22 protein-coding genes are annotated in these 24,873 nt (G+C 34.9%); 11 read left to right on the top strand and 11 right to left on the bottom strand.

The genetic code is table 11. The annotated features are described in order from the left end of the window. Positions 1-685 precede the first annotated feature (685 nt). Positions 686-2,224, top strand: coding sequence for a bifunctional metallophosphatase/5'-nucleotidase (locus P3U32_RS01615; protein ID WP_323703864.1), 1,539 nt, complete (start codon positions 686-688; stop codon positions 2,222-2,224). 43 nt (positions 2,225-2,267) lie between these two features. Here P3U32_RS01615 and P3U32_RS01610 read toward each other — a convergent pair whose 3' ends face one another. After that, a complete protein-coding gene (locus P3U32_RS01610) occupies positions 2,268-3,806 on the bottom strand; it encodes a DNA-binding protein (protein WP_323703863.1) in 1,539 nt (512 codons plus the stop codon). 222 nt (positions 3,807-4,028) lie between these two features. Here P3U32_RS01610 and P3U32_RS01605 point away from each other — a divergent pair, with 222 nt between their 5' ends. The 6 genes from P3U32_RS01605 to P3U32_RS01580 all read left to right on the top strand — a co-directional run bounded on the left by P3U32_RS01605 (position 4,029) and on the right by P3U32_RS01580 (position 8,771). Then, positions 4,029-4,985: a phosphate/phosphite/phosphonate ABC transporter substrate-binding protein gene (locus P3U32_RS01605; RefSeq protein ID WP_323703861.1), complete on the top strand. Its 957-nt coding sequence runs from the start codon at positions 4,029-4,031 to the stop codon at positions 4,983-4,985. Positions 4,986-5,067: 82 nt separating this feature from the next. Then, positions 5,068-5,841: a phosphonate ABC transporter ATP-binding protein gene (phnC, locus tag P3U32_RS01600; RefSeq protein WP_323703860.1), complete on the top strand. Its 774-nt coding sequence runs from the start codon at positions 5,068-5,070 to the stop codon at positions 5,839-5,841. Positions 5,842-5,874: 33 nt separating this feature from the next. After that, complete coding sequence (phnE, locus tag P3U32_RS01595) at positions 5,875-6,639, top strand: phosphonate ABC transporter, permease protein PhnE (RefSeq protein WP_416361239.1); 765 nt, start codon at positions 5,875-5,877, stop codon at positions 6,637-6,639. Continuing rightward, the gene (gene phnE, locus P3U32_RS01590; RefSeq protein ID WP_323703858.1) at positions 6,636-7,445 is read left to right on the top strand and encodes a phosphonate ABC transporter, permease protein PhnE; all 810 of its coding nucleotides are present in this window, start codon (positions 6,636-6,638) and stop codon (positions 7,443-7,445) included. The genes phnE (P3U32_RS01595) and phnE (P3U32_RS01590) overlap by 4 nt, the downstream gene beginning before the upstream one ends. A gap of 119 nt (positions 7,446-7,564) precedes the next feature. Then, entirely contained in the window at positions 7,565-8,200 is a 636-nt protein-coding gene (locus tag P3U32_RS01585; RefSeq protein ID WP_323703857.1) for an FMN-dependent NADH-azoreductase, read from the top strand. Positions 8,201-8,375: 175 nt separating this feature from the next. Next, on the top strand, positions 8,376-8,771 hold the full coding sequence (locus tag P3U32_RS01580) for a GtrA family protein (protein WP_323703856.1): 396 nt from the start codon (positions 8,376-8,378) through the stop codon (positions 8,769-8,771). A 272-nt stretch (positions 8,772-9,043) separates the two neighbouring features. On the opposite strand, the gene P3U32_RS01575 is transcribed toward P3U32_RS01580, so the two are convergent. From P3U32_RS01575 to P3U32_RS01560, 4 genes are all read right to left on the bottom strand, one after another. Then, complete coding sequence (locus P3U32_RS01575; RefSeq protein WP_323703855.1) at positions 9,044-9,658, bottom strand: cyclase family protein; 615 nt, start codon at positions 9,656-9,658, stop codon at positions 9,044-9,046. 76 nt (positions 9,659-9,734) lie between these two features. Further along, the gene (locus P3U32_RS01570) at positions 9,735-11,096 is read right to left on the bottom strand and encodes a gluconate:H+ symporter (RefSeq protein WP_323703854.1); all 1,362 of its coding nucleotides are present in this window, start codon (positions 11,094-11,096) and stop codon (positions 9,735-9,737) included. A 26-nt stretch (positions 11,097-11,122) separates the two neighbouring features. Beyond that, the gene (locus tag P3U32_RS01565) at positions 11,123-12,490 is read right to left on the bottom strand and encodes a four-carbon acid sugar kinase family protein (RefSeq protein WP_323703853.1); all 1,368 of its coding nucleotides are present in this window, start codon (positions 12,488-12,490) and stop codon (positions 11,123-11,125) included. Between the two features lie 7 nt (positions 12,491-12,497). After that, positions 12,498-13,379: an NAD(P)-binding domain-containing protein gene (locus tag P3U32_RS01560; RefSeq protein WP_323703852.1), complete on the bottom strand. Its 882-nt coding sequence runs from the start codon at positions 13,377-13,379 to the stop codon at positions 12,498-12,500. Positions 13,380-13,491: 112 nt separating this feature from the next. Between P3U32_RS01560 and P3U32_RS01555 the strand changes: the two genes are divergently transcribed. Both P3U32_RS01555 and P3U32_RS01550 read left to right on the top strand, forming a co-directional pair. Beyond that, positions 13,492-14,094: a GntR family transcriptional regulator gene (locus tag P3U32_RS01555; protein WP_323703851.1), complete on the top strand. Its 603-nt coding sequence runs from the start codon at positions 13,492-13,494 to the stop codon at positions 14,092-14,094. Positions 14,095-14,854: 760 nt separating this feature from the next. Continuing rightward, entirely contained in the window at positions 14,855-15,625 is a 771-nt protein-coding gene (locus P3U32_RS01550) for an aggregation-promoting factor C-terminal-like domain-containing protein (RefSeq protein WP_323703850.1), read from the top strand. Positions 15,626-16,469: 844 nt separating this feature from the next. On the opposite strand, the gene P3U32_RS01545 is transcribed toward P3U32_RS01550, so the two are convergent. The 4 genes from P3U32_RS01545 to P3U32_RS01530 form a co-directional block, all read right to left on the bottom strand. After that, positions 16,470-17,852: an amino acid permease gene (locus P3U32_RS01545; protein ID WP_323703849.1), complete on the bottom strand. Its 1,383-nt coding sequence runs from the start codon at positions 17,850-17,852 to the stop codon at positions 16,470-16,472. A gap of 165 nt (positions 17,853-18,017) precedes the next feature. Continuing rightward, on the bottom strand, positions 18,018-19,196 hold the full coding sequence (locus tag P3U32_RS01540; RefSeq protein WP_323703848.1) for a CynX/NimT family MFS transporter: 1,179 nt from the start codon (positions 19,194-19,196) through the stop codon (positions 18,018-18,020). 34 nt (positions 19,197-19,230) lie between these two features. Beyond that, the gene (locus P3U32_RS01535) at positions 19,231-20,094 is read right to left on the bottom strand and encodes a fructosamine kinase family protein (protein ID WP_323703847.1); all 864 of its coding nucleotides are present in this window, start codon (positions 20,092-20,094) and stop codon (positions 19,231-19,233) included. A 65-nt stretch (positions 20,095-20,159) separates the two neighbouring features. Next, positions 20,160-21,080 (bottom strand): LCP family protein, encoded by a 921-nt coding sequence (locus P3U32_RS01530; protein WP_323703846.1) that lies wholly within the window; start codon positions 21,078-21,080, stop codon positions 20,160-20,162. 163 nt (positions 21,081-21,243) lie between these two features. Here P3U32_RS01530 and P3U32_RS01525 point away from each other — a divergent pair, with 163 nt between their 5' ends. Together P3U32_RS01525 and P3U32_RS01520 are read left to right on the top strand one after the other, a co-directional pair. Beyond that, positions 21,244-21,825: a phosphatase PAP2 family protein gene (locus P3U32_RS01525; protein WP_323703845.1), complete on the top strand. Its 582-nt coding sequence runs from the start codon at positions 21,244-21,246 to the stop codon at positions 21,823-21,825. Positions 21,826-21,883: 58 nt separating this feature from the next. Then, positions 21,884-22,777: a VOC family protein gene (locus P3U32_RS01520; protein WP_323703844.1), complete on the top strand. Its 894-nt coding sequence runs from the start codon at positions 21,884-21,886 to the stop codon at positions 22,775-22,777. A gap of 127 nt (positions 22,778-22,904) precedes the next feature. Here P3U32_RS01520 and P3U32_RS01515 read toward each other — a convergent pair whose 3' ends face one another. After that, positions 22,905-24,140, bottom strand: coding sequence for an acetylornithine deacetylase (locus tag P3U32_RS01515; protein ID WP_323703843.1), 1,236 nt, complete (start codon positions 24,138-24,140; stop codon positions 22,905-22,907). A 15-nt stretch (positions 24,141-24,155) separates the two neighbouring features. Beyond that, positions 24,156-24,833 (bottom strand): thiaminase II, encoded by a 678-nt coding sequence (tenA, locus tag P3U32_RS01510; RefSeq protein WP_323703842.1) that lies wholly within the window; start codon positions 24,831-24,833, stop codon positions 24,156-24,158. Positions 24,834-24,873 lie beyond the last annotated feature (40 nt).

Below are 24,873 nucleotides of genomic sequence, written 5' to 3'. Positions count from 1 at the left end.
TTGTTTTCCAGAACTATCTCGTTAGCACTTTATTTTCTCATTTTTTGTAGTTAATTCGGGCTTTTGCGCGGATATTTACCCGCTAACGAGATTGTTTTTACTTTCTATCTCGTTAGATTTTCTAACGTGATTGTTTTCCAGAACTATCTCGTTAGCCATGCTCAATGTTGCATGTCGACCTCCACTTGCAATGTTCACCGCCTCAATGTTGCATGTCGACCTCCACTTGCAATGTTCAAGCGCTCAATGTTGCTTGTCAGCCTCCACTTGCAATGTTCACCGCCTCAATGTTGCTTGTCGACCTCCACTTGCAATGTTCAAGCGCTCAATGTTGCTTGTCGACCTCCACTTGCAACATTCAACGCTTCAATGTTGCTTGTCGACCCTCACTTGCAACATTCAACGCCCCAATGTTGCTTGTCGACCTCCACTTGCAATGTTCAGCGTTCCAATGTTGCTTGTCGACCTCCACTTGCAATGTTCAACATTTTTTTGCGCTGACTCTTGCGGGAAAATCATGATTCAAAGACTACAGGCTGAGAACATGCCCGCGGAAAGCATGCGCATAAAAATGCCGACACGCTTTAATATCTATCACTTTTACCATTAATTAATCCATCCTTCATATTGTTCTGACAATCAATTGTTATAATGAAAGATATGCATACTATAGGAGGTTCTCGTGATGAAGGAAATTGTCATCTTAACTACAAGTGATATTCATGGTTATTTATTTCCAACTGATTATCAAGAAGCACATCAAGATTTACCTAAAGGACTACTAAAATTAGAAACAATGATTCGCGATATTAAGCAACAACATGAACATGTCATCGTGATGGATAACGGAGATTTTCTACAAGGGTCTCCTTTTACTTCTTATCTTTACACTCAATTACAATCAAGCAATGTATTAAGCGATATTTATAATCGTGTTGGTTTTGATTTTGGCGTCATTGGTAACCATGAATTTAATTATGGCCTGCCGTACTTATATCAAACGCTTCAGTCATTTAACTTTCCGGTATTATCTGCAAATATCATGAAAGACAATCATCCTTTTACTGGGCATGATGTGATTTATATTGATAAAAACGGTACACGATTAGGTATTATCGGATTAACGACACAATACATACCGAATTGGGAACAACCTGAGACAATTAAGGATTTAACTTTTCATTCTGCAAAAGAAACAGCTCAACAACGTATTGATGAAGTAAAAGCTCAATCTGATGTTGTCATTGTTTGCTATCACGGCGGGTTTGAACGCGATATACATACAGGTGAACCTACTGAATTATTAACGGGAGAGAATGAAGGTTATGCACTATTGAACGAACTGGAAGATATCGATGTACTCATTACTGGTCATCAACATCGTGAAATCGCAGAGGTCATCAATCAAACCGCGATTATTCAACCTGGTTCAAAGGGTGATTGTCTCGGTAAAATCACCTTAATCATTAATGAAACGACAAACCAAATTGAGTCTTCACAAAGTGAATTATTATTCGTGAACGATACAAATCCTACTATTCAAACAGATCAAACATCATTACAAATCAACGATGATGTCAATCAATGGCTAGACCAAAAAATTACGAACCTCACTGAACCTATGTATGTGGAAGATACTTTTCAAGCAAGAGTACAACCACATCCATTAATCAATTTATTGAATTATATTCAATTAGAAGTCAGTGATGCTGATATTTCAGCCACAGCATTGTTCGACTCAGCAACAGGATTTGGTCGTGAAGTAACAATGAGAGATGTCATCAACAATTATCCTTACCCTAATACATTTAATGTTTTAGAAATATCAGGTTCAGATTTATTGGCGGCACTCGAACGATCCGCTTCATATTTTTCAATTGAGGATCAAACATTAAAGGTCAGTTCTGCATTCTCAGAACCTAAGCCTCAACACTATAATTACGATATGTACGGTGGCATGTCATACACGTTTGATATTACTCAACCTGTTGGACACCGTGCCAAAGATATTTTCATCAAAGAACAACCTTTAAATCTAGAAGCAACATATAAAATCATATTAAATAACTACAGATCAGTTGGCGGTGGTGGATATGAAATGTATGATGCATCTAAAATCATACAAGAAATACAAACAGATGGTGCCGACCTTATTATTCAATTTCTACAGAAATATCATGTAGAAGACATTCCAAACATCTTGGATTTCAAAGTTATATATTAAAGGCTGAGACATTTCGTCTCAGCCTTATTTTTAAAACCACTTACTAACTTTGTACTATTACTGCTTCAGTTACAACATTAGTGCTACCTTGTTTCAACCTTATATTTGCACTTCCAGCAACGCTATCTTTCACTTGCACTGTAAAAGTAACAACGCCTTTACCATTCGCATCAGTCTTTACTGAAGTTGGTGCACTATATCCAAATGTGCTACCTGCTTGATCACCGACACCAATCTTACCTATTTGCGTGCCGCCATCAGTATACATACCTAATTTTAAATCTGACACGGTTGTATTTGCTTCATATCCACTTAAAGTTGTTGTTACTTTAAAGGTTTCACCACTTTTGACTGAAGTTGGATAATCTAAAGTTGCTGTTCCACTACTATTTCCTGGGTTATCTGTACCACCATCTGAATCTGCTGGGCCACCATAACTACCTGGCGCAAATGTATCACTGTTAAACCACTCATAACCTGCTTTCGGTTGCGCCCATGGTTCTGCTTGTGGTTCTACACTGTTTTCTGGCTTTTCAAAATCTAGTAATGGTGTTGCTTTATCTAATGGAATATTCAATGCTTCAAAAGTCGTATAATCTTCTTTTTTACCTAACCACGTTGTTAAATTATTGAGCATTTTCCCATTGTCTTCTTCTTTAAATCCGTCATACGTTTTCTTTGTACTTCCATCATCTTCTCGTTTATATTTTGGTGTAATGTCTTCTACCATCGAAGAATCACCTATGAAGGCTGCTTTTCCTTTACCTACTTTAGATATGGCTATGTATGCTCCTTCATCTTTACCGCCACCATTATAAACACCTTGATCAACTGCATGTCCCCATTTATCTGCTGAAGAAAGATTATCAGGTACATAGACAATACCTTTTGCAATTTTAGGATTAGTTACTGCAATTGTTGATCCTGCATGCATAGAAACGGATTGTACACCTTCACTTAAACCAAGTCCTTCTTCTCCTTGAACGATGTTCGTTGCGTTTAAATTATTTAATGCATTATATCTATATCTCACGCCAAAGTTCTGAGATAACCAATCTGAACTTGTCACACCTTGCATTTTATCTGATGATTTTTCAGCTGCAGACATGTCTTTAGTCATATCTTCATATGCCCCACGTCTATAACCGTTCATCACCTCTGAAGAATCTATTCTGTTATAATTTCGGTCTGCATTATAGTGATCGGATATAAATATCACACTTCCACCATTCTTCACGTAATCTAAAATAGCTTGTTGTTCTGTTGATTTAAATGGAATATTCGCTTCTGGTATAACTAATATTGAAGTCCCATCTAATTGTTCTGCCGTGATGCCTGCAGAATCTCTCAACTCCGACACTTGGTAACCTTGTTGCGCAATTGAATTTGCATAATCAGAAAAAGCCCCATCAATCACCCAATCTGCAGCGCCTGCTGTTTGTCCATGCGTATTATCTACTAATACCTTTCCACTTCCTGTATCACTGCCTATAACTGGTGCTTCACTTGCGAACGCTGATTGCGATGACAATGTAGCTATCGATACAAAACCGACTAGCGCAATTTTTTTAAAATATGACATTATGCCACTCCCTTTTCTTTGATGAATCCATTCTAATCAAAAAACATGCACATTTATGTTTATTAACCGAAACTTACGATAATCGTTACATAATATGTAAGCCCTTTAAACATATAACAAAACATTTACATAGTTTACCAATTTCAAATAAAATATGACTTCTCCTTATGATAACATTTTACATGTAGATAGTTATTATACATAGTCGGAGGCGTAAAAATTATGAGGGAAAAGAAACATCTAAGCCGCTTATGGATTTTTTTATTAGGCGCGATTTTAGTATTAGCAGCATGTGGGAACGGGGAATCAAGTATAGAATCGAAATCTTCAAATGATGGAAAGGACAAGAAATACAAACCTGAATCATTAACGATTCAATTTGTTCCTTCTCAAAACGCAGATACACTTGAAGCAAAAGCAAAACCATTAGAAAAATTACTTTCTAAAGAGTTAGATATTCCAGTAAAAGTTTCAGTATCAACGAATTACAATACAATTGTTGAAGCAATGAAATCTAAAAAAGTTGACGTTGGTTTCTTACCACCAACAGCGTACACATTGGCACATGACCAAAAAGCTGCAGACGTATTATTACAAGCACAACGATATGGTGTAAATAAAGATGGCTCAAATAATGACAAGTTAGTTAATGAATATAAAGCACAATTCCTTGTGAAAAAAGGTTCGGATATTAAATCACTCAAGGATATGAAAGATAAGAAAATCGCACTTCAAGATGTATCATCAACAGCTGGTTACACTTATCCGGTTGCTGAATTACTAGATGCTGGCGTTAATCCAATGAAAGACATGGAAATTACAAACGTTAAAGGACATGACCAAGCTATCATCGCATTGTTGAATGGTGATGTAGATGTCGCTGTTACATTCCAAGATGCACGTAACATCGTTAAAAAAGACCAACCAAACGTATTTAAAGATACTGAAGTTGTGAAATTAACTGAACCAATTCCAAACGATACAATTTCTGTTCGTAGTGATATGGATGACAAATGGCGTGACAAATTAAAAACGGCATTTAAAAATATCTCAAAAACGAAAAAAGGTCACAAAATCATTAGTGAAGTATACAGCCACGAAGGTTACGTTGACAGTAAAGATAAACAATTTGATATCGTACGTGAATATGGTGAAAAAGTGAATCAAAACGAAAAATAATCTTAAAGTTGATCAAACTAATGTAAAAGCTCAGCTCCCTATTTAGCGAGTTGGGCTTTTATTTAAATGGAAGGTGATTTAAATGAGTCAAATCGAATTTAAAAATGTAACGAAGGTATATAAAAATGGTCATAAAGGGCTCGATAATATTAATTTAAATATTGAGAAAGGTGATTTTGCGGTCATTGTAGGATTATCCGGTGCCGGAAAATCTACATTATTACGCTCTATAAATCGACTACACGATATTACTGAAGGTGACATATCCATTGATGGAAAATCCATTTCAAAAGCTTCCGGCAAAGATTTATTACATATGAGACGAAATATTGGTATGATTTTTCAGCATTTCAATTTAGTAAAACGATCGTCTGTCATTCGGAATGTACTAAGTGGTCGCGTTGGTTATCACCCTACTTGGAAGATGGTATTAGGTTTATTTCCTAAAGAAGATAAACGTAAAGCTTTAGAAGCATTAGATAGAGTCAATATATTAGAGAAAGCTTATAGTCGCTCTGATGAATTATCTGGTGGGCAACAGCAACGTATATCGATTGCACGTGCATTATGCCAAGAATCTTCTATTATATTAGCTGACGAACCGGTTGCGTCATTAGACCCTTTAACGACAAAACAAGTCATGGATGATTTAAAGAGAATTAATGAAGAACTCGGCATTACAATTATTATCAATCTTCACTTTGTTGATTTAGCACGCGCTTATGGTTCTCGTATCATTGGATTACGCGCGGGAGAATTGGTCTTTGACGGCCCAACATCAGAAGCTGATGATGATACTTTCTCAGAAATTTACGGTCGTCATATTAAAAATGACGAAAGATTAGGGGTGCAATAAATGGAGAATGAACAAGATCATCTCGCCCCTTATATGCAACGTCGCTCATCAATTAAACAAGTCGTTGCGGTTATTATCGTGATTGCACTAGTTATTTGGAGCTTTTTATATACTAAATTTAGTTTGGCAGACTTAATGTATGGTTTGCCTCAAATGATCGAACTGTTTAAGAGTATGTTTCCGCCAGATTTAAGTTATCTTTCAAGCATTACACAACCGATGCTCGATACGATCAGAATGGCTATTGTTGGTACTTTTATCGGTGCTATTCTTTCAATACCCATTTCAATCGTTTGTGCTAATAACGTAATTAAATCAAGCTTGATTTCTATACCTTGTCGTTTCATCTTAAATATCGTCAGAACTGTACCGGATTTATTATTAGCGGCAGTATTTGTTGCTATTTTCGGCATCGGACAAATTCCTGGTATTTTGGCGATTATTATTCTATCTATTAGTATCATTTCCAAATTGATGTATGAATCATTGGAAAGTATAGACGATGGGCCATTAGAATCCATGACCGCTGTTGGTGCTAACAAAATAAAATGGATAACATATGCTGTTATTCCTCAAGCGATTGCACCATACATGTCTTACGTGTTATATGCATTTGAAATTAATATACGTGCTGCGGCCGTGTTAGGTTTAGTTGGCGCGGGCGGCATTGGTTTATATTATGATCAAACATTAGGTTTATTCCAATATCCGAAAACATTAACAATCATACTGGTAACGCTTGTTATCGTTGTGTTGATTGACTTATTAAGTACGAAAGTGAGGGAACGTCTGACATGACACAAACACAATTTGAAATTCAACAACCTTATCAACAGAAACACCTCATTCGTCGCTGGATAATCTCAATCATCATTGTCATTTTATTAATTTGGGCATTCGTTGGTATTCCTGCTTTTGAGATCAAATCACAATCAGGTACAATACTCCGTTCAATTATCGATGGACTGATACACCCAGACTGGTCATATGTTTATATTCCTGAAGGTGAAGACTTATTACGAGGTTTACTCGAAACATTTGCTATCGCTGTGATTAGTACGTTTTTATCAGCAATCATTTGTATTCCATTTGCTTTTATCGCTGCTAAAAATATGGTAAAAAACAAGCCAGTTTCAAGTGTCAGTAAATTTGTATTGAGTGTCATTAGAGTTTTCCCTGAAATTGTGATGGCTATTATTTTTATAAAAGCTGTTGGACCTGGATCATTTTCAGGTGTACTTGCACTCGGTATACATTCTATTGGTATGATGGGTAAATTATTTGCTGAAGATTTAGAGAATCTCGACCTTAGCCCTACTGAATCACTCGTGGCCAGTGGTGCAAACTCTATTAAGACTTTAATGTTTGCTGTTGTGCCACAAATATTACCGTCATATTTATCGTTAGTGTTATATCGTTTCGAACTCAATTTAAGATCCGCTTCTATTCTAGGTCTTATTGGTGCAGGCGGTATTGGTACACCACTCATATTTGCACTTCAAACAAGAACATGGGATCGTGTAGGCATTATACTGATTGGCTTAGTTGTCATGGTCGCACTGATCGATATGATTTCTAGTAAAATCCGAAAAAGTCTCGTTTAAGCGTGATGCTCAAGTGTAATATCTCACTTTTTTCATAAGCATTCCTATTGATTTATAAAAAATACTTAGTATAATAATTATAGTTAGTTTAATTTTTATAACAGGAAGGAATTTTTAATATGTCACAAGTATTATTTATTACAGCTCATCCACATGATGAAACAGTATCATTCTCAATGGCAACAGCTCAAGCTTTTATCGAAAGCTATAAAGCAACAAATCCAAACGATGAAGTCGTTCATATCGATTTATATAATTCATATATTCCACAAATTGATGCAGATGTATTTGCTGGTTGGGGTAAATTACAATCAGGTCAAGGATTTGAAGAATTATCAGAAGGCGAACAAGGTAAAGTACAACGTCTTAATGAATTAAGTGATCAATTCATTCAAGCTGACAAATATGTATTCGTAACTCCATTCTGGAACTTCTCATTCCCTCCAGTTATGAAAGCATACTTAGATTCAGTATCAGTAGCAGGTAAAACATTCAAATATACTGCAGAAGGTCCAGTTGGTTTATTACCAGACAAAAAAGCACTTCATATCCAAGCACGTGGCGGATACTACAGTGAAGGTCCAGCAGCAGAATTAGAAATGGGACACCGTTACATTGGTCAAATGATGGGCTTCTATGGTATTACTGATTTCGACGGATTAATCGTTGAAGGTCATAATGCTTCACCAGAAAAAGCAGAAGAAATCAAAGCTGATGGTATAGCTCGCGCTAAATCATTAGGACAAACTTTCTAATAGTTAATCAATACAAAGCATTTGGGCATAAAACATTTATGCATCCAAATGCTTTTTTATTTTTGAAAAAGAATCACATTATCTTTGTACGTTTCTCATTATGGGTATACAATAATATCAAAACATTTTAAAATTCAGACACACTAGAATAGAACACGATTAAGGAGAAACAAATATGTACAAAAAGTACGGTGAAATTTTCCGATTTATCATTGTGGGCGGTATAAATACAGTGAACTACTACTGGGTTTATCTGCTCATGTTAAAAATATTAGATATTAATTACCTCGTCAGTCATTTAACTGGGTTTGTTGTGAGTTTTATTATTTCATTTTATTTAAATTGTTATTTTGTGTACCATGTACAACCAACGATTAAAAAATTTATACAGTTTCCACTTACACAAGTCGTCAATATGGGATTACAAACATTGTTATTATATGTTTTTGTACAATGGCTACATATTAATGAAACCTTTGCTCCGTTTGTCGGTCTTATTATAACTATACCCGTCACATTTATATTATCTAAATGGATATTGGTTGAGAAACAACATACAGATTCTATTTAATAGAAGAAAGGGAGCGGGACAGAAATCTAATTTATAAAAAAAGATTTCGTAGTCCCGCCCCGGCAAGGATGACTAGAGTTGAAAAAAGCTTGATATAAGCGCATTTTCAACTCAGTCATCTACTGCCAAGATACTAAAAACGGCTGAGACATATATTATGTCCCAGCCTCTTTCTTTAATGTTGGGATTAGAGATATCCAAAGTCTTCGTGCGTTTCATACCTCATCGCACGATATCTTCTATCAATAAATAAACTTCTCTTCAAATCATTTTTAAATCCTAGATATAACAGCTCTTATCGGACATCCATCTGCTCCAACGACTTTTAGGGGTAAGCCGATGAAGTCATAATATCCTTCTGATACATCTTCTAGTAATAAATTTTCGATATTGATTATATCGCATTTTTGAAATGTATGGTGATTATCTAATGTTGTCGATGCTATTTTATCAACAGAGGGTACATCAATTCCAAATACTTTAATATCAATTGACGCTAAATAGTTGATTGCATCTTCGGTTAAGGCAGGAACTTCTTCTGGGAATCTTTCTGGGTTCGCCCGCTCTTGCGTTTTTATCATAATAATTGTTCCTTTAATCGCCTTGTCCATTAACATTTCTTTTGTAATGATATCTTCGCCTATACATTCAACGAGTGTTGCTTTTCCAATTAATCGGTTCACATCGATTTGATCTATCGTTATTCCTTCATTATCAAAATGAAACGGTGCATCCATGTGCGTACCGATATGTGTTGTTGTCGAAATACTACCTATATTGACTACTCCGTTATCATCTTTTGTTTCAGCCAATTTAAAATGAAACGCCTCGTCTCCAGGCCAATTAGCAATTCGGTTTGTTAATGATTGTGTAATATCTACCCACATAAGCATGCTCCTTAATGTTTAATTTCGATTTCATCATACCTGTAAATGATGAATTTGTACATTAAGATCAGCTGATTTATAACATCATATTAGCTAATAAAATAAACACTAGACCGAGTACTGATAAGATAGATTCTAACAATGTCCATGTTAAAAATGTCTCTTTAATTGTTAGTCCAAAATATTCTTTAAACATCCAGAAACCTGCATCATTCACATGTGAACAGAATATACTACCTGCCCCAATCGCTAATACGACTAATGAAATATTAACATCAGACGATGTCAGTAATGGTAAGACGATACCAACTGAAGAAATTGCTGCAACTGTAGTAGATCCTAAAGCAACTCTTAATAATGCAGCTGCTAACCATGCTAAGAAAATTGGTGACATATTTGTACCGTGGAAGATTGTTGAAATTGTATCTCCAACTCCACCATCTATTAATACTTGTTTAAACGTTCCACCGCCACCAATAATAAGCAGTAACATTGCGATTGGCCCAATAGCTTCCTCAAAAGTCTTCGTAATTTCTGTCATATTCTTAGATTGTTTAATACCCATAGAGTAAATGGCAAATAACACAGCTATAAGCATTGCACTTACTGATGAACCTAGTAAAAATACAATAGATTCAAACCAATTTGTAGGTCCTTGATCATGTCCAGTAATCAATTGTACTACTGTTGCAAACAGCATTAATATAACTGGCAATAAAGCCGTTAACAAACTTATGCCGAATCCTGGTAATTTATTAGGATCGATTGTTGCCATCTTTCCAATACTTGCTGTATTACCTTCTTTTTCAAATGCGCTAGGTGCTAGAACACGCGCAATTTTAGGGAATGTACCACCAACAATAATTGCTAACGGTATTCCAATAATTAACCCATAAAGTAATACTTGTCCAATATTCGCATTTACCGCTTCAGAAATCGCAACTGGTCCAGGATGTGGCGGTAAAAATCCGTGTGTCACAGCAATTGAAGTCCCCATTGGAATCCCAACCTGTAAATTCGATATTTTCATTCTTTTAGCTAAAGTAAATACTAAAGGAATTAATAATACAAATGCGACTTCTAAAAATAATGAAATCCCTATAATAAATGATGCAATAATCATTGCCCATGTCACATATTTTTTACCAAATGTATTGATCAATGTGTCAGCAATTCTTGTTGCGCCACCACCATCAGATAATAACTTTCCTAAAATCGAGCCCAATCCAAAGATAATCGCAATATGACCTAACGTATCGCCCATTCCCTTTTCAACTGTTTCTACAATCTTATCTAGTGGCATACCTAAGATGATTCCCGTAATCATCGACGTCATTATTAAAGCAATAAAGGTATTTAATTTTAAGTACATAATCAGTATAAGTAATATAAGCACCCCTATAACGACACTCACTAGTGGCCAATATTCTCCAAACATAATCATCCCTCATCTCTATTTATATATTATTTATTTAATTCATAAACTTCGCTTAATGTTGATGCTTCACCTACATTGCCAGGAAATATCACATATGGCATGTGATGGTACTTCGCTTCTTTACCTGTTAACCACACAGGCACACCTTGTGTAATTTGACCAACGACTGTTGCTTTTTTAATTTGTAACCCTTTCGTTGCTACATCACTAGACGTTATACCGCCTTTCGCGATAATAAATTTAGGTTGAATCTTTAAATGAGAAACGATTGTCACTAAACTATTTGAGATGGTTGTTGAAATGCTTAAATTGTTTTGTAAATCTTCTGTTCTAATCACATCTCGAGATGTATATATAACAACATCTTGACCATTCTCAATGTAGCTCTCAACTTTTTCTGTCATTTCAATGATATATAGCGGAAGTGATGGTTTAATCACTTCTTTCACATCAAATTCAATTCCTTTAATCTGAGTATGATTCAATAAATACTCAAGCTGTTCCGACGATTTCTTCACATGAGAACCAACAACAATCATGCCACCATGCTGATTTTCTTCATATGATCTTAAATTAATCATTTCTCCAGGTGTTTCACAAATCGCTTTTACAAAAGATGCCGCCGTTCTAAAAATAAATCGTTTGTCGTGCTCTAATAAATAAGACGTTAAACACGATACGAAGAAATCCATATCTTCATCATTAACCGCATCTACAACTACTTGATCAAAATGAGATAACTCATTAAACAATGCATGGATTGCTGTTTTGTCTCTCTTTCTTAATAAATCTAATGAAATATGATAAATATCTTCTATATTAATTGTGTTTTTACTTTTTTCATTAATAAAAGCTTTCATTGATTTAGAATTGAAGCCAAACGTTGTATCATTCGCAAATTCACTTTCAGATACAGGTATATATGCTTCATTTTCTTTTAAGTAATGCACACCATTAAATGTATAACGATGCCCTTCAAAGAATGCTGGAATATAAAATACTGCATCAAATACTTGGTCTGCTGACTCACTAAGTACTTTAGGTTCTAAGTAAAAGTGACCACGTAATGTCGAATCTCCTCTACTAATAATTAAATAAGGATGATTCAATTTTTTCGATACGCTTTGTATGTTAGCGCTTACTTCATGGTGTAAAATTTTTGTCTCTTCTTCATTTAAAGCTCTAGAATTGGTAAGAATATAAAACATGTTGTTAGATTGAAGAAAACCATCTTCAATCCATTCTTCCGTCCATTCTGTATACACTGGTAAATCTTTAACTGTTTGTGTACCTGTTGGATCATCATCTAGAACAATAATCTTATATTGTAGTTCGTTTAAACGTTTATCTATTGAATCGTTCTTTTTTTCATTTATATGCGTTTGTGTTAACACCTTTTCATCACCCCAAATTATTAATTTTTTCGAAATACTGAATAATACCAGAATGATCATTTAAGCCATTCCCATTTGCAACTTCAGATTTATATATTTCTTTAATTTGACTTACAACTGGCAATGTTAAGCCAACTGTATCTGCAGTCGATACGACATTCTTTAAATCTTTCAAATTAATATTCAATGTACCACCTGGTTGATAGTCTTCTTCAATCATTTTAGGGAATTTCGCTTCCATTACTGCTGAGCCCGCTAACCCTGATTGAATGGCTTGATGCATTTCATTAAGATCAATATCAAATTTCTTCGCTAATACAACAGCTTCTGATAATGCAGCAATATTAGTATTCACAATAATTTGATTGGCTAATTTAACGACACTGCCTGCACCAACATCTCCTACTCTTACTACTGAAGCTGAAATTGGCGCCAACACTGTTTTAATCTCATCTAAGCTTGATTCGTCACAACCTAACATGACAGCTAATTCACCAGTAATCGCTAATGGTTCTCCACCACTTACAGGTGCATCAACATATTTAATACCTCGCTCGCCCATTACTTTATTAATTTCCACTGATTCATTCGGTGTTAATGAACTCATATCAATGACCAACTTCACTTTCAAGTCCGTTTGATTAAGAATTGCATGTTCCCCACTATAAAGAACTGATTTAACGATTGCGCCATTAGGCAACATTGTAATCATGTAATCCACTTCTCTTGTCATTTCTTCTATTGATACTGCTTTTGCACCTAATTGAACAACTTCTAATTCTGCTTCTTTATTTAAGTCATTAACATAGACTTCTTTATCCGCACTTAATAAATTCTTTACCATAGGCTTTCCCATAATGCCTAATCCTATAAATCCAATCTTCATCATTTAAACTTCCTTTCTGTAAACGTTTACACGTATTGTATACCAAATATAAGTAAATGTATACATTTTATTTCAAATTTTTTTATAGTAAGATATAAGAAATGAGGTGACAACAATGGCAAATGAAGATTTAACTTTATATCAAAGAATTAGAAACGATATTATTAACGGTAATTTACTTCAAAATGAAAAAATAACTGAAAGTAAGCTGGCACAAAAATACAATGTGAGCCGTACACCAATTCGAGAAGCCATCAAGCAATTAGAACTCGAATATTTTATTAAAGATTCTTATGTATATGTTCCAACAGTTGAAGAATATAGAAATATATTCGAAATGCGTATTTTAATAGAAACACATGCCATACAAAAAGCATGTATCGTATTTACACAAGAGGATATCGATGAGTTAAGAAGTTATACTCACGTTGAAGAAAAACAAACCGATGAAGAGATCATACAAATTAACGATCAATTTCATCAGAAGATTATGAGCGCTACTAAAAATAGTTTCATCATTGACACATACAGTAAATTAAAGAGTCATATTTATCTCTTTAGTAAAACTGTTATAAATAAAAAGAGACCGGGATTGATTGAAGAACACCAAGTGATTGTTGATATGCTAGAAAAAAGAGATGCTGATCAAGCAATTCAACTCATGAAAGATCACTTATTAAAAGATTTAGAATTTAGTCTTTATTATTTAAAATCATAAGAAACAAAAACAAGTAACTCGTCACATAGCCGAGTTACTTGTTTTTTATTTTTTATGACGTGTTCTTTCTATAATAATTGTATTTTTCAGATCGTTTCATGAAATTCATTTTTCTTTAACATAAGCAAATCCAAAAATATAATCGATTTTTTCATTTTATTAGAAGAATACACTTTTATATTACGAGAATATTACAATAACACCATTAATATTACAAACCTCGTAATATTATATATAATTAGTAATTTAACTAACAATTCTGTCTATTGTTGTAACAAACAAGTCAAACCTTACTTCTGCATGCTTTCAAAGCGTTTGTTACATTTAATATCAAACAATGTCAATACAAAAATATAAAAAACATTGTTGTTTCAAAATAAATTAGAAATTCCTTATTAAATATATCGCTTTTTAATATTTTACATTTTAAAAAACATACGTTATATTTTTATACCCTTAATTAAAACCGTTAAAACAACGTTTATAAAGAAAAACCATTTAATTAATTTTAAATTTCAACACCAATTAGTATACATTTGTGATTGTTTTGTGAAGATAAAAAAGAAGTTCTCTACTAAATATTACATTGAATTTTTGACATTGTAATGTTTTGTTATTTAGCTGTAATTTACAACGGCCTTATATATGTTATTGTTGTCTTGTCCCAAATTTACAGGGAAGAATATTCAACTAACAAAGAAATTATCATCTTAAAAAAGATACTAAATAAATAAAAAATTATTCGGAGGGTTTTTAAATTATGAAAAAAGCATTATTAACTTCATCATTAGCAGTAGCAATCGGAGCAACAGGAGTAGCATCATCTACACACGTAGCAGATGCAGCTGAACAAAATGTAAACAAAGAGCAATTAGCTCAATTAGCTCAATCAAATGCACCAGAACTTAACCAACACGGGATTCAAGAAGGCGCATATGACATCAACTTTACATTAAACGGTTTTGAGTATAACTTCCAATCAGATGGTTCTAACTTCACTTGGGAATACCATGCAACTAATGCAGCGGATTCAGCAAGCACTCAAGAAGCACCAGCTGCAACTCAACAACCAGTAGCTGAACAAAACGTTCCAGCTCAAACACCAGCTCCAGTAGCAAACGATACTGCTAAAGAACAAGTTGCTCAACAAGCACCTGCTCAAAAACAAGAAGCAACTCAACAAGCGCCAGCTCAACAACAAGCACCTACTCAACAAGCTGCGCCTAAACAAGAAACACAACAAGTTAAAACTACACAAACTTCAACAGCTAGCACTGGCGGATCAACTAAAGCTCAATTCTTAGCTGCAGGTGGTACTGAAGCTATGTGGAATACAATCGTATTACCAGAATCAAGCGGTAACCCAAATGCTGTAAGTCCAAATGGTTATCAAGGTCTTGGTCAAACTAAAGAATCATGGGGAACTGGTTCAGTAGAAACACAAACTCAAGGTATGGTTAACTATGCTAAAGAACGTTACGGTTCTGTAGATGCAGCAGTTGCATTCCGTTCTCAAAATAACTGGTGGTAAGCCGTTTACTACCCAAAAGAACTGATGAGTAATCTCATCAGTTCTTTTTTTGTATTTTTTTATATTACTCTCCCCTTTTTAGCTAGAACGATAAACATAATGACTGCGATAGTGAACATGCATATTTTCATTACAGCTCTTTTACTTCCAGAATTCTGAATTGTGATAGTTAGAGCTCTCTTACTTCCAAAATTACGAATTGTGATCGTTACAACCTTCTTACGGACAGAATTCTGGATTATGTCCCTTACAACCCTCTTACGGACAGAATTCTGGATTATGTCCCTTACACCTCTCATACGGACACTATTCCGAATTATGTCCCTTACACCTCTCATACGGACACTATTCCGAATTATGTCCCTTACACCTCTCATACGGACAGTATTCTGGATTATGTCCCTTACAACCTTCTTACGGACAGTATTCTGGATTATGTCCCTTACACTCTTCTTACGGACAGTATTCTGGATTATGTCCCTTACAACCTTCTTACGGACAGTATTCTGAATTGTGTCCCTTACACAACTCTTACGGACAGAATTCTAAATTATGTCCCTTACAACTCTCTTACGGACACTATTCCAAATTATGTCCCTTACAACCCTCTTACGGACACTATTCTAAATTATGTCCCTTACACTCCTCTTACGGACAGAATTCCAAATTATGTCCCTTACAGCGTCCACGCAACACCAACACTCAGCCCTTACCTCATTACACGCACATCACTCCATACCTCTTAACCTCTCACACCTCACCAAACCCCACCAAATCAAAAAACGCATGACCCAAGGCACCAATTTGTCCTCAGTCATGCGTTTCTTATTTTATAAATTGGTGATTAGTATTCACCTTTGTCTTCTTTATGATAACCTCTTAAGAAGTATATCCCTGACATGGCACCTAGGAATACTATACCGATAATCACAGATACTCTTGTTTCTTGATTAAACAACATTCCGATTAACACTAATGTAAAGAACGCTAATGTTAAGTAGTTCGAGAATGGTGCAAATGGCATTTTGAACGGATGATCTTTTAGTTCATCTGCATGATTCTTTCTAAATTGGATATGACTTAATAGTATCATGAACCATGGAACCATTCCTGGTAAGATTGATGCACTATACACATATACAAAGATATTTTCAGAACCATCAATAACCATTGGTAAAACGATGTTTAAGATAACACCAATAAAGATACCGATTGAAATTGCTAATACTGCAAAGAATGGTACGCCTGTCTTCATTACTTTAGTAAAGATTTTAGGCATTTGTCCTTTTTGAGCTAACGTATATACCATACGACTTGAACTGAATATACCTGAGTTACATCCAGACATTGCTGCTGTAATAACTACAAAGTTAATTAATCCAGCCGCGATTGTAATACCTACTTTTGCAAATGTAGCAACAAATGGACTTCCTACACTTCCTAATTGATCCCATGGATAAACTGTTACAATAACAAATATCGCACCTATGTAAAAGATTAATATACGCCAGATAACACCGTTAACTGCATTTTTAATATTTTTCTGTGGATCTTTTGTTTCTCCTGCTGTAATACCAATTAATTCTACCCCTTGATATGAACCGACAACTAATGATAGTGCAAAGAAGAAACCTACAATTCCTTTAGGGAAGAAACCACCGTGTTCAGTTAAATTACTTAAACCGATTGCATTTCCACCATTTCCTAAACCGAAGAAGATTAATCCAAATCCAGCTACAATCATTAAGATGATTGTGACAACTTTAATCATTGCAAACCAGAATTCAAATTCTCCAAATGCTTTAACAGATGTTAAATTGGCAGCTGCTAATGTGACTACAACGATGACTCCCGGTATCCATGTTGGTAAGTCCGGCCACCAATATTGCATATATTGTCCTACTGCAATTACTTCACTCATCCCTACGACAATCCACTGGAAGATATTACTCCAAGCTGTAACGTAACCTGCAACTGGATGTAGATAATCACTTGCATAGTTCGCAAATGAACCTGTTGTTGGATATAAATAAACCAACTCTCCCATTGCTCTCATCACTAAGTATAAAAATAACCCTGCTACTAAATAAGCAAATATTGCTGATGGTCCTGTCCATTTAATTGTACTTGAAGCACCCATAAACAGACCAACACCAATTGTTCCTCCAAGTGCGATCATCTGAACTTGGCGAGAACTAAGACCCCTTTTTAAATGATTGTCTTCCATCTTATCGTGTCACTCCTTGTTTCAATTCTTCAAACATATTTTTAAGTTCAAACTTCATGGCACAATTATACTATAAAGTGTCAGAAAATAAAGCATTTTTAGAAAGCGGTTTCTACTTTTTGTAATTATATTTGTATTATGTTCACAATGATGTAAATATTGCATTTACAACGTTTGTTCGATTGTTCGATTTCTTCCTGCTTGTGATCCAAAGAACATAATGAGTCCAGCAGTCACTAATAATATGCTAAATGATGCATACCAACTATGTGTCACATCATGTAAAATCCCAAATCCTAACGGTCCAATCGCAGCGAATAAATAACCTACAGCTTGCGACATTCCAGATAATTTTGCTGCTGTATGTGCATGCTCTGTTCTTAAACCAAAGAAAGTATTCACTAAGCCAAACGCCAATCCGCTCGCAATACCAATCAGTATAATGCCAATGATTGCAGAACGTGTCATAAACATAAGCACTAATATACCGACCATAAATAACAAACCTGTGCCAAATGTTAGTGCGACTTGGTTCTTCATCTTCTCAGCAAATATTGGCGTCACAAATGTCAGTGGAATTATTGCTAATTGTAATATTGATAAGTAAAGGCCCGCTTCATGAATTGGCACACCTTCACTTAATAAAAATTCTGGCAACCAGTTAATGAGCGAATAGAACATCAGAGACTGTCCACCCATTAACAATGTGATTTGCCATGCTAATGGAGATTTCCAAACATTTATAGTATCAGTTGAAGCCACCTGTTTAACTGCCTTATGTTTCTTCAATTGTAATGACCACACGATAATGCCAATCAACGTAACAACACCAATTAAACTAATCGCAAACTGATAATTAAATTGTTTTACTAATGGTGCAGTTACATATGATGACAAACTACCGAATATATTCATAACAACAGTATAATACCCTGTCATCACACCTATACGTAACGGGAAATTCATTTTAATAATACCTGGCGTCAATACATTACCGAACGCAATGCCGACACCGATTAATATCGTTCCTATGTATAGCCACGATACGTCAGTAATTGCTCTTAACGCAATACCGATTAATATAATCATTAATGCGCCAAACACTGTACGCTCCAGACCATATCTGTGGCTGATTTTCGCTGCAAATAAAGATACAGCCGCGAATGATAACAATGGAATAATTGTAATCAAACTGACGGATGTATTCGATAAAAGTAGTGATTCTTTAATTGAAGGTAATGCAATACCTACTGAAGTAATTGGCGCTCTTAAACTTGCCCCAATTAGTAAAATACCAATAAACAAAATCCAGCTCTGTTTATTCATTTTGTTAACGTCATTCATTTGCAGTCATTCTCCTAAATTCAATTTCTTATCATTAAATATGCGCTTCGAGTATGTCATTCATCGTTCGATTGACACTTCCAGCATACATTTCGCCAAATTTCACAAGATGAACCATCAATAGATATAGTTCATAAAATTGAATTCGGAATTCTGCACCTTTACTTAATGGTAATGATTCATTATAAGCATCATAAAAATCTTTTGTAAACCCTCCAAATACGCGCGTAGCACCGAGATCAAATTCTCGATCTCCATATAACGGTGAAGGATCAAACAATACAGGTTCTCCATTGTCTAAGAACATATAATTACCTGCCCATAAATCTCCATGTAATAATGACGGTTTACTATTATGATTTTCCAAAGTATCTACAATGATTTCACGTACTTGTTCAAACTTGCGTTGTTCCTCTTCTGTCCAAAGATGTTGTTTAACGATTTCATTTCGCAATTGATCTAATCGTTGTTCAACGAAGATATTTGTCCACGTCTCTTGCCATCCATTTTCAAAAGTTATCGCACTGCCGTGATAAGGTAAATGAAATCCAAATTTACCTGATGGCTCATGATGACTGTGCAATTTCGCAACAAGTTTGCCAAGTTCACGTTGACTTCCTGAACGTCCTTCTTCAAGATAACTCAATATCAAATATGCATCACTGTTGATTTCTCCACGTCCTTTAACGATTGGTGCACGTACACCCGCTTCTTGAAATGCTTCTAATCCAGCAACTTCTGCATCATAAAAATCTTCACTACGTTGATGTTGAACGAGTAAGAAATAGATATCATCCTTAGTTTCTATTCGAAAAGCTTCATTCACATCTCCACCACGAACTAGTATACATTTTTTGATATTTTGAATCGGTAATTGATTTAACCATTCTTGATTCATCGTTATCCCTCCTCTACTTTATTGTAAAGGATAGAACACATTAATTAAAATACCTCAAAGCAAACTTATTCATTCTCTAAATTCTTATTATATGCGTTTATAATATTTTGTTTCGCTGTATCATCCGCTTCAAAATACCATATGCCATCATTCTCAACTTGATTCACGCCGTCTATTGAAATCTTTTCAAAGTGTGTCGTCGCGTCTTTATAATCAGAAATTAATTTTCTTGTATCATTTAAATTGAAGCTCGTTGTCACATTGTCTTCAGCTACATTCATTAATGCATTAAAGTTACTAACATTTAAATGATTTTTAAGTTTTTTACCTGTAGCTTCTATTACAATTCTCTGTCTTTCTTGTCTACCTTCATCATCACCTGCGCCTTCTTCTTTACGACTTCGTACAAAGTCTAGCGCTTCATCACCACTTAAATGAATCGTTTCACCTTTTTTAAATGTTCCCTTATTGAATTTGAAAGTACCATTACTTTTTACTGTCACACCATCTAATGCATCGATCGTTTTCTTAAATCCATCCATATCTACTGTGACATAACCATCGATTGGAATATTAAATTCATTTTTAAGCGTATCTACCGCCGTCTTAGATCCACCGTATGCATAAGCATGTGCCACTTTATCATGGTTTGAATATCCTGTTATATTAACTGCCATATCTCTCGGTACACTGACTAATTTTGTAGTTTTCTTTTTAGGGTTGATTGAAGCTAACATAATTGAATCTGTTCGTTCACCGATGTTCTCAGATTCTCGTTCTTTATTGGAATCCACCCCAAAAATAGCAATGGATATCGGTTCGTTTTGTCTTATTTTTTTCTTAACCTTTTTCTCATCTTGTTTATTATTAATCGGCTGGTACACTTTATTGTTTATACTTGATACTTTGGCTACCACAAAGATACCTGCAACAATCAGTAAAATTGCGATACCGATGATAATTTTTCCTTTTTTAGATAATTTCATTACTACACTCCTAGATTTTTATTTATATACTAGATGATATCACTTTACAGCTTAACTTTAAATAACTTTTAGGTAGTCCTAAAGTCTTATTGTTCGAAATTGATTTGTGGATTAAAATTAATACCAAACGTTTATCACTTACATAAAAGGAGTACCATCGAACATGAAAAAAGATTCAAAACGCATCCTCACATACTCTACCATTTTGTTAATTTTAATCATTGCGATTATCACAAAATGGATTTATCCATTAGATCACGCAGCATATTCTGCGATACATTCTATAGCTATGACTTTTAGATTGTATAACTATTTACCGATTATCTCGTATATATTCTCCCCAGTACATACGCTCATACTAATATGCGTGATGCTGGCCGGACTATTCATATATCGTAAGAAGCACTTCTTGTTTTACGCGGTATTCTCAGTTTCTTCTATAATAATAGGGACAATATTAAAATATATCGTTCAAAGACCTAGACCCTCTGATTTAATTGATGGTTTCAGTTTCCCAAGTTTACATACACTGACTTTGTTTGTTGCTGTCTTTGTATTCTTATCTATATATAACAAACCGTTCGTTAAATGGATTGCAGCAATTTTTATTATTTCTATGATGTGTTCGAGAGTCTTTTTACATGCGCATTATTTTTCAGATACGTGTGCAAGTTTAATCATCGTACATCTTGTCTATATATTGATTAAAAATAATTGGTCACGTTTCTTCGCTAATAGTAAATAGCGTGTTTATATTTTTCAGATTGGGTATTATAACTGTAAAACGTTGAGGAGCTGAGTTTATGCCAAGTCAAAAAATTATTCCACATTTATGGTTTGATAATAATGCCAAGGAAGCTGTAGACCATTACTTGAAAGTCTTCCCTGAATCCGAAATTAGATCAAATACAACACTTAATGACACACCTTCAGGAGAAGCCAAACAGTTTGATTTCAATGTGTTTGGATATCGATTTATGGCAATCAATGCCGGGCCATATTTTGTTAAAAATCCTTCCATTTCATTTACGGTATTGTTCAAGCCATCAGAAGCACAATTATTACAAGAAGTATGGGACGCTTTAGCTACAGACGGGAAAATATTAATGCCATTAGACCAATATGACTTTAGTGAAAAGTTCGGTTGGCTCCAAGATCAGTTCGATGTATCTTGGCAGCTCCTTATAACAGACCAACCATTCGATACACGCATCAGACCATCATTTATGTTCATCAACGACAACGTTGGTCGCGCTGAAGAAGCCATCGAATATTACACAAGTGTATTCAATGATAGTGGTGACGTGAGTAAGTTCTATTATCCAGAAGGAATGGAACCAGATAAGCCTGATACATTAGCGCATGCAGAATTCAAACTTGAAAATCAATACTTTGTCGCATTGGATAGTGCACATAATCATAAGTTTGATTTTAACGAAGGTGTATCTTTATTAATCAATGTCGATACACAAGATGAGATTGATGCCTATTGGGAAAAATTATCGCACGTACCTGAATCAGAACAGTGCGGTTGGGTCAAAGATCAATTCGGCGTATCATGGCAAATCACACCAAGTATAATGGGGAAAATGATGAAAGAAGGGACTCAAGAACAAATCGACAGAGTCACTCAAGCATTTCTTAAAATGAAAAAATTCGACATACAAACTTTAGTTGATGCATATGAAGGAAAATAGGATAAAAAAAGAAACAAACTGAACTTAAATGAATAAGTTCAGTTTGTTTTTTTGTAGTGGCTAAATTTAATTTTATATCTTGGCTTCAATGTTGCTTGTCGGCCTCCACTTGCAACATTCTGTCACCTTAAACAACCGGATGATGATACCAATCTTCTAAAAATCTAAATAACACTTCACTAAATTGTTCTAGCTCTGTTATTTTTATCTTTTCATCTACTGAATGTGCTTCAGTTAATTCCCCAGGTCCATATAATATTGTAGGTATACCGTAATCACTTAACCATCCGCCATCAGTCACACTTGGGTTCACTCCTTTTTTCAAAGGCGCTTTAGTCACATGTTTATGTGCGTCGGCTAACTTTTCAAATCCTGGATGATGTTCAGGTAAAGTAAAGCTCGGGAATATTTCACCTTTATCTTCTATCATAGATGTCCCTCCCCATTCAAATTGTAATGGGTTTTCTTTTAACCATAGATCCGCTTCAGCTATTTGATTCAAATAAGTTTCTATTTCATCGACAATATCTTTATCATTTTCATTAGGCAAATAATGGACTGTAATCCATAACTTACATTCATCTGCTATAAATGCCGGATGTCTCCCACCTTCAATCACAGCTGGATTTATCGTTGTTGAACCATAAGGCATACCCGGATATGACTTCATCACAGCCCAATGTTTTTCAAGTTCATTTAATGCATGTATGACTTTGTACATTTTATCTATTGCACTCGCACCAAATAAATGACCACCTGCATGAATCATTTGTTGGCGTGCACCATCGTGAATTGTTTCTTTACTTTTTACAGTAACCCATCCAGTGATGACGCCACCTTGACCTTGTGCAATTAAATGACTCGTATCTAATACAATTCCTAAATCAGGCGTTACTAACAAATGCTCACATGCTGTCTTTGTGCCCGCTTCACCGACCTCTTCTCCAACAACAGATTGCACAATAATATCTCCTTTAGGTTTTACACCTTTATGATTTAACTGTTCTAAAACATATAACAGTGTTGCAAAACCACCTTTCATATCACTGACGCCTCGCCCATATAAATAACCGTCCGATGATGTGAGTTCAAATGGCGGTACTGTCCAATCTGTCGCTTCTCCTACATTGGCAACATCAACATGACCATTTAACACCAACTTTGGTGCATCAGGATTTGTACCTTTCAATACTGCATTGATAACACTGTCATTTTCATATAATGGTATTCGATCAATGTCGAATCCTAAACGATGTAGCATTTGTTCAATTACATCTTGTAACGGATCCGTATTTCGTGCTGGTGGACTTTCCGTATTATATTGTATGAGTTGCTTAATGATTGCTTGATGTCTTTCCTCCATTATTACACCTCTCTTCTATTTAATTGGCGTTGTCCATGTTTCGATATTCTCCGCCATGTCCCAGAACATATATTCATAATAGCTCGTCTTAACAACGATATCTTCAAGCCTTTTCAATTCTTCTTCAGACTTACCTTCAGTGACGCTATCCATGAGTTCAATGCACATGTCTTTAAATTCCGTAAATTCTTCCGAAGCATACATTTGAATCCATTCATCATATAAAGCATGATGTGTATGTCGTTCCGCTTCTGCAAGTTTTAATCCAATATAGTTATAACTCCATGTACACGTTAATACCGCTGCAATGACATTTTCAATGCCACCTTGCTGAGCTTTATTTAACATATAACTTGTATAAGCCACTGTCGTTTGTGCAGGTTCAGTTTGCTCTAATTCCTCTTCTGAAATATAAAACTGCTTAGCGTAACCGCGATGCAAATCCATTTCCGTATGAAGCGTACCATTCGCTAAGTCTGCAAAAGTCATCATCATATTTAAATCTGTTGATTTCGCCGCTCCAATTGAAAATAATCGTGCGTATTCTATTAAATACACGTAATCTTGCTTTAACCAATGTTTAAACTTCTCTTCGTCTAACGTACCGTCACTTAACCCTTTTATAAAAGGGTGTCCCAAATATGATTCCCAAATTGGCTCTACTCTTTGAAATAATTGTTCAGTAAATGTCATGATATATCCTCCTTATTTATAAAAAAAAGACGCTATTTCC

The sequence above is a fragment of the Mammaliicoccus sp. Dog046 genome, assembly GCF_034039665.1.
GTDB lineage: Bacteria > Bacillota > Bacilli > Staphylococcales > Staphylococcaceae > Mammaliicoccus.
Note: the sequence above shows the minus strand (reverse complement) of the source record. Positions and strands in the feature narration are given on the sequence as shown.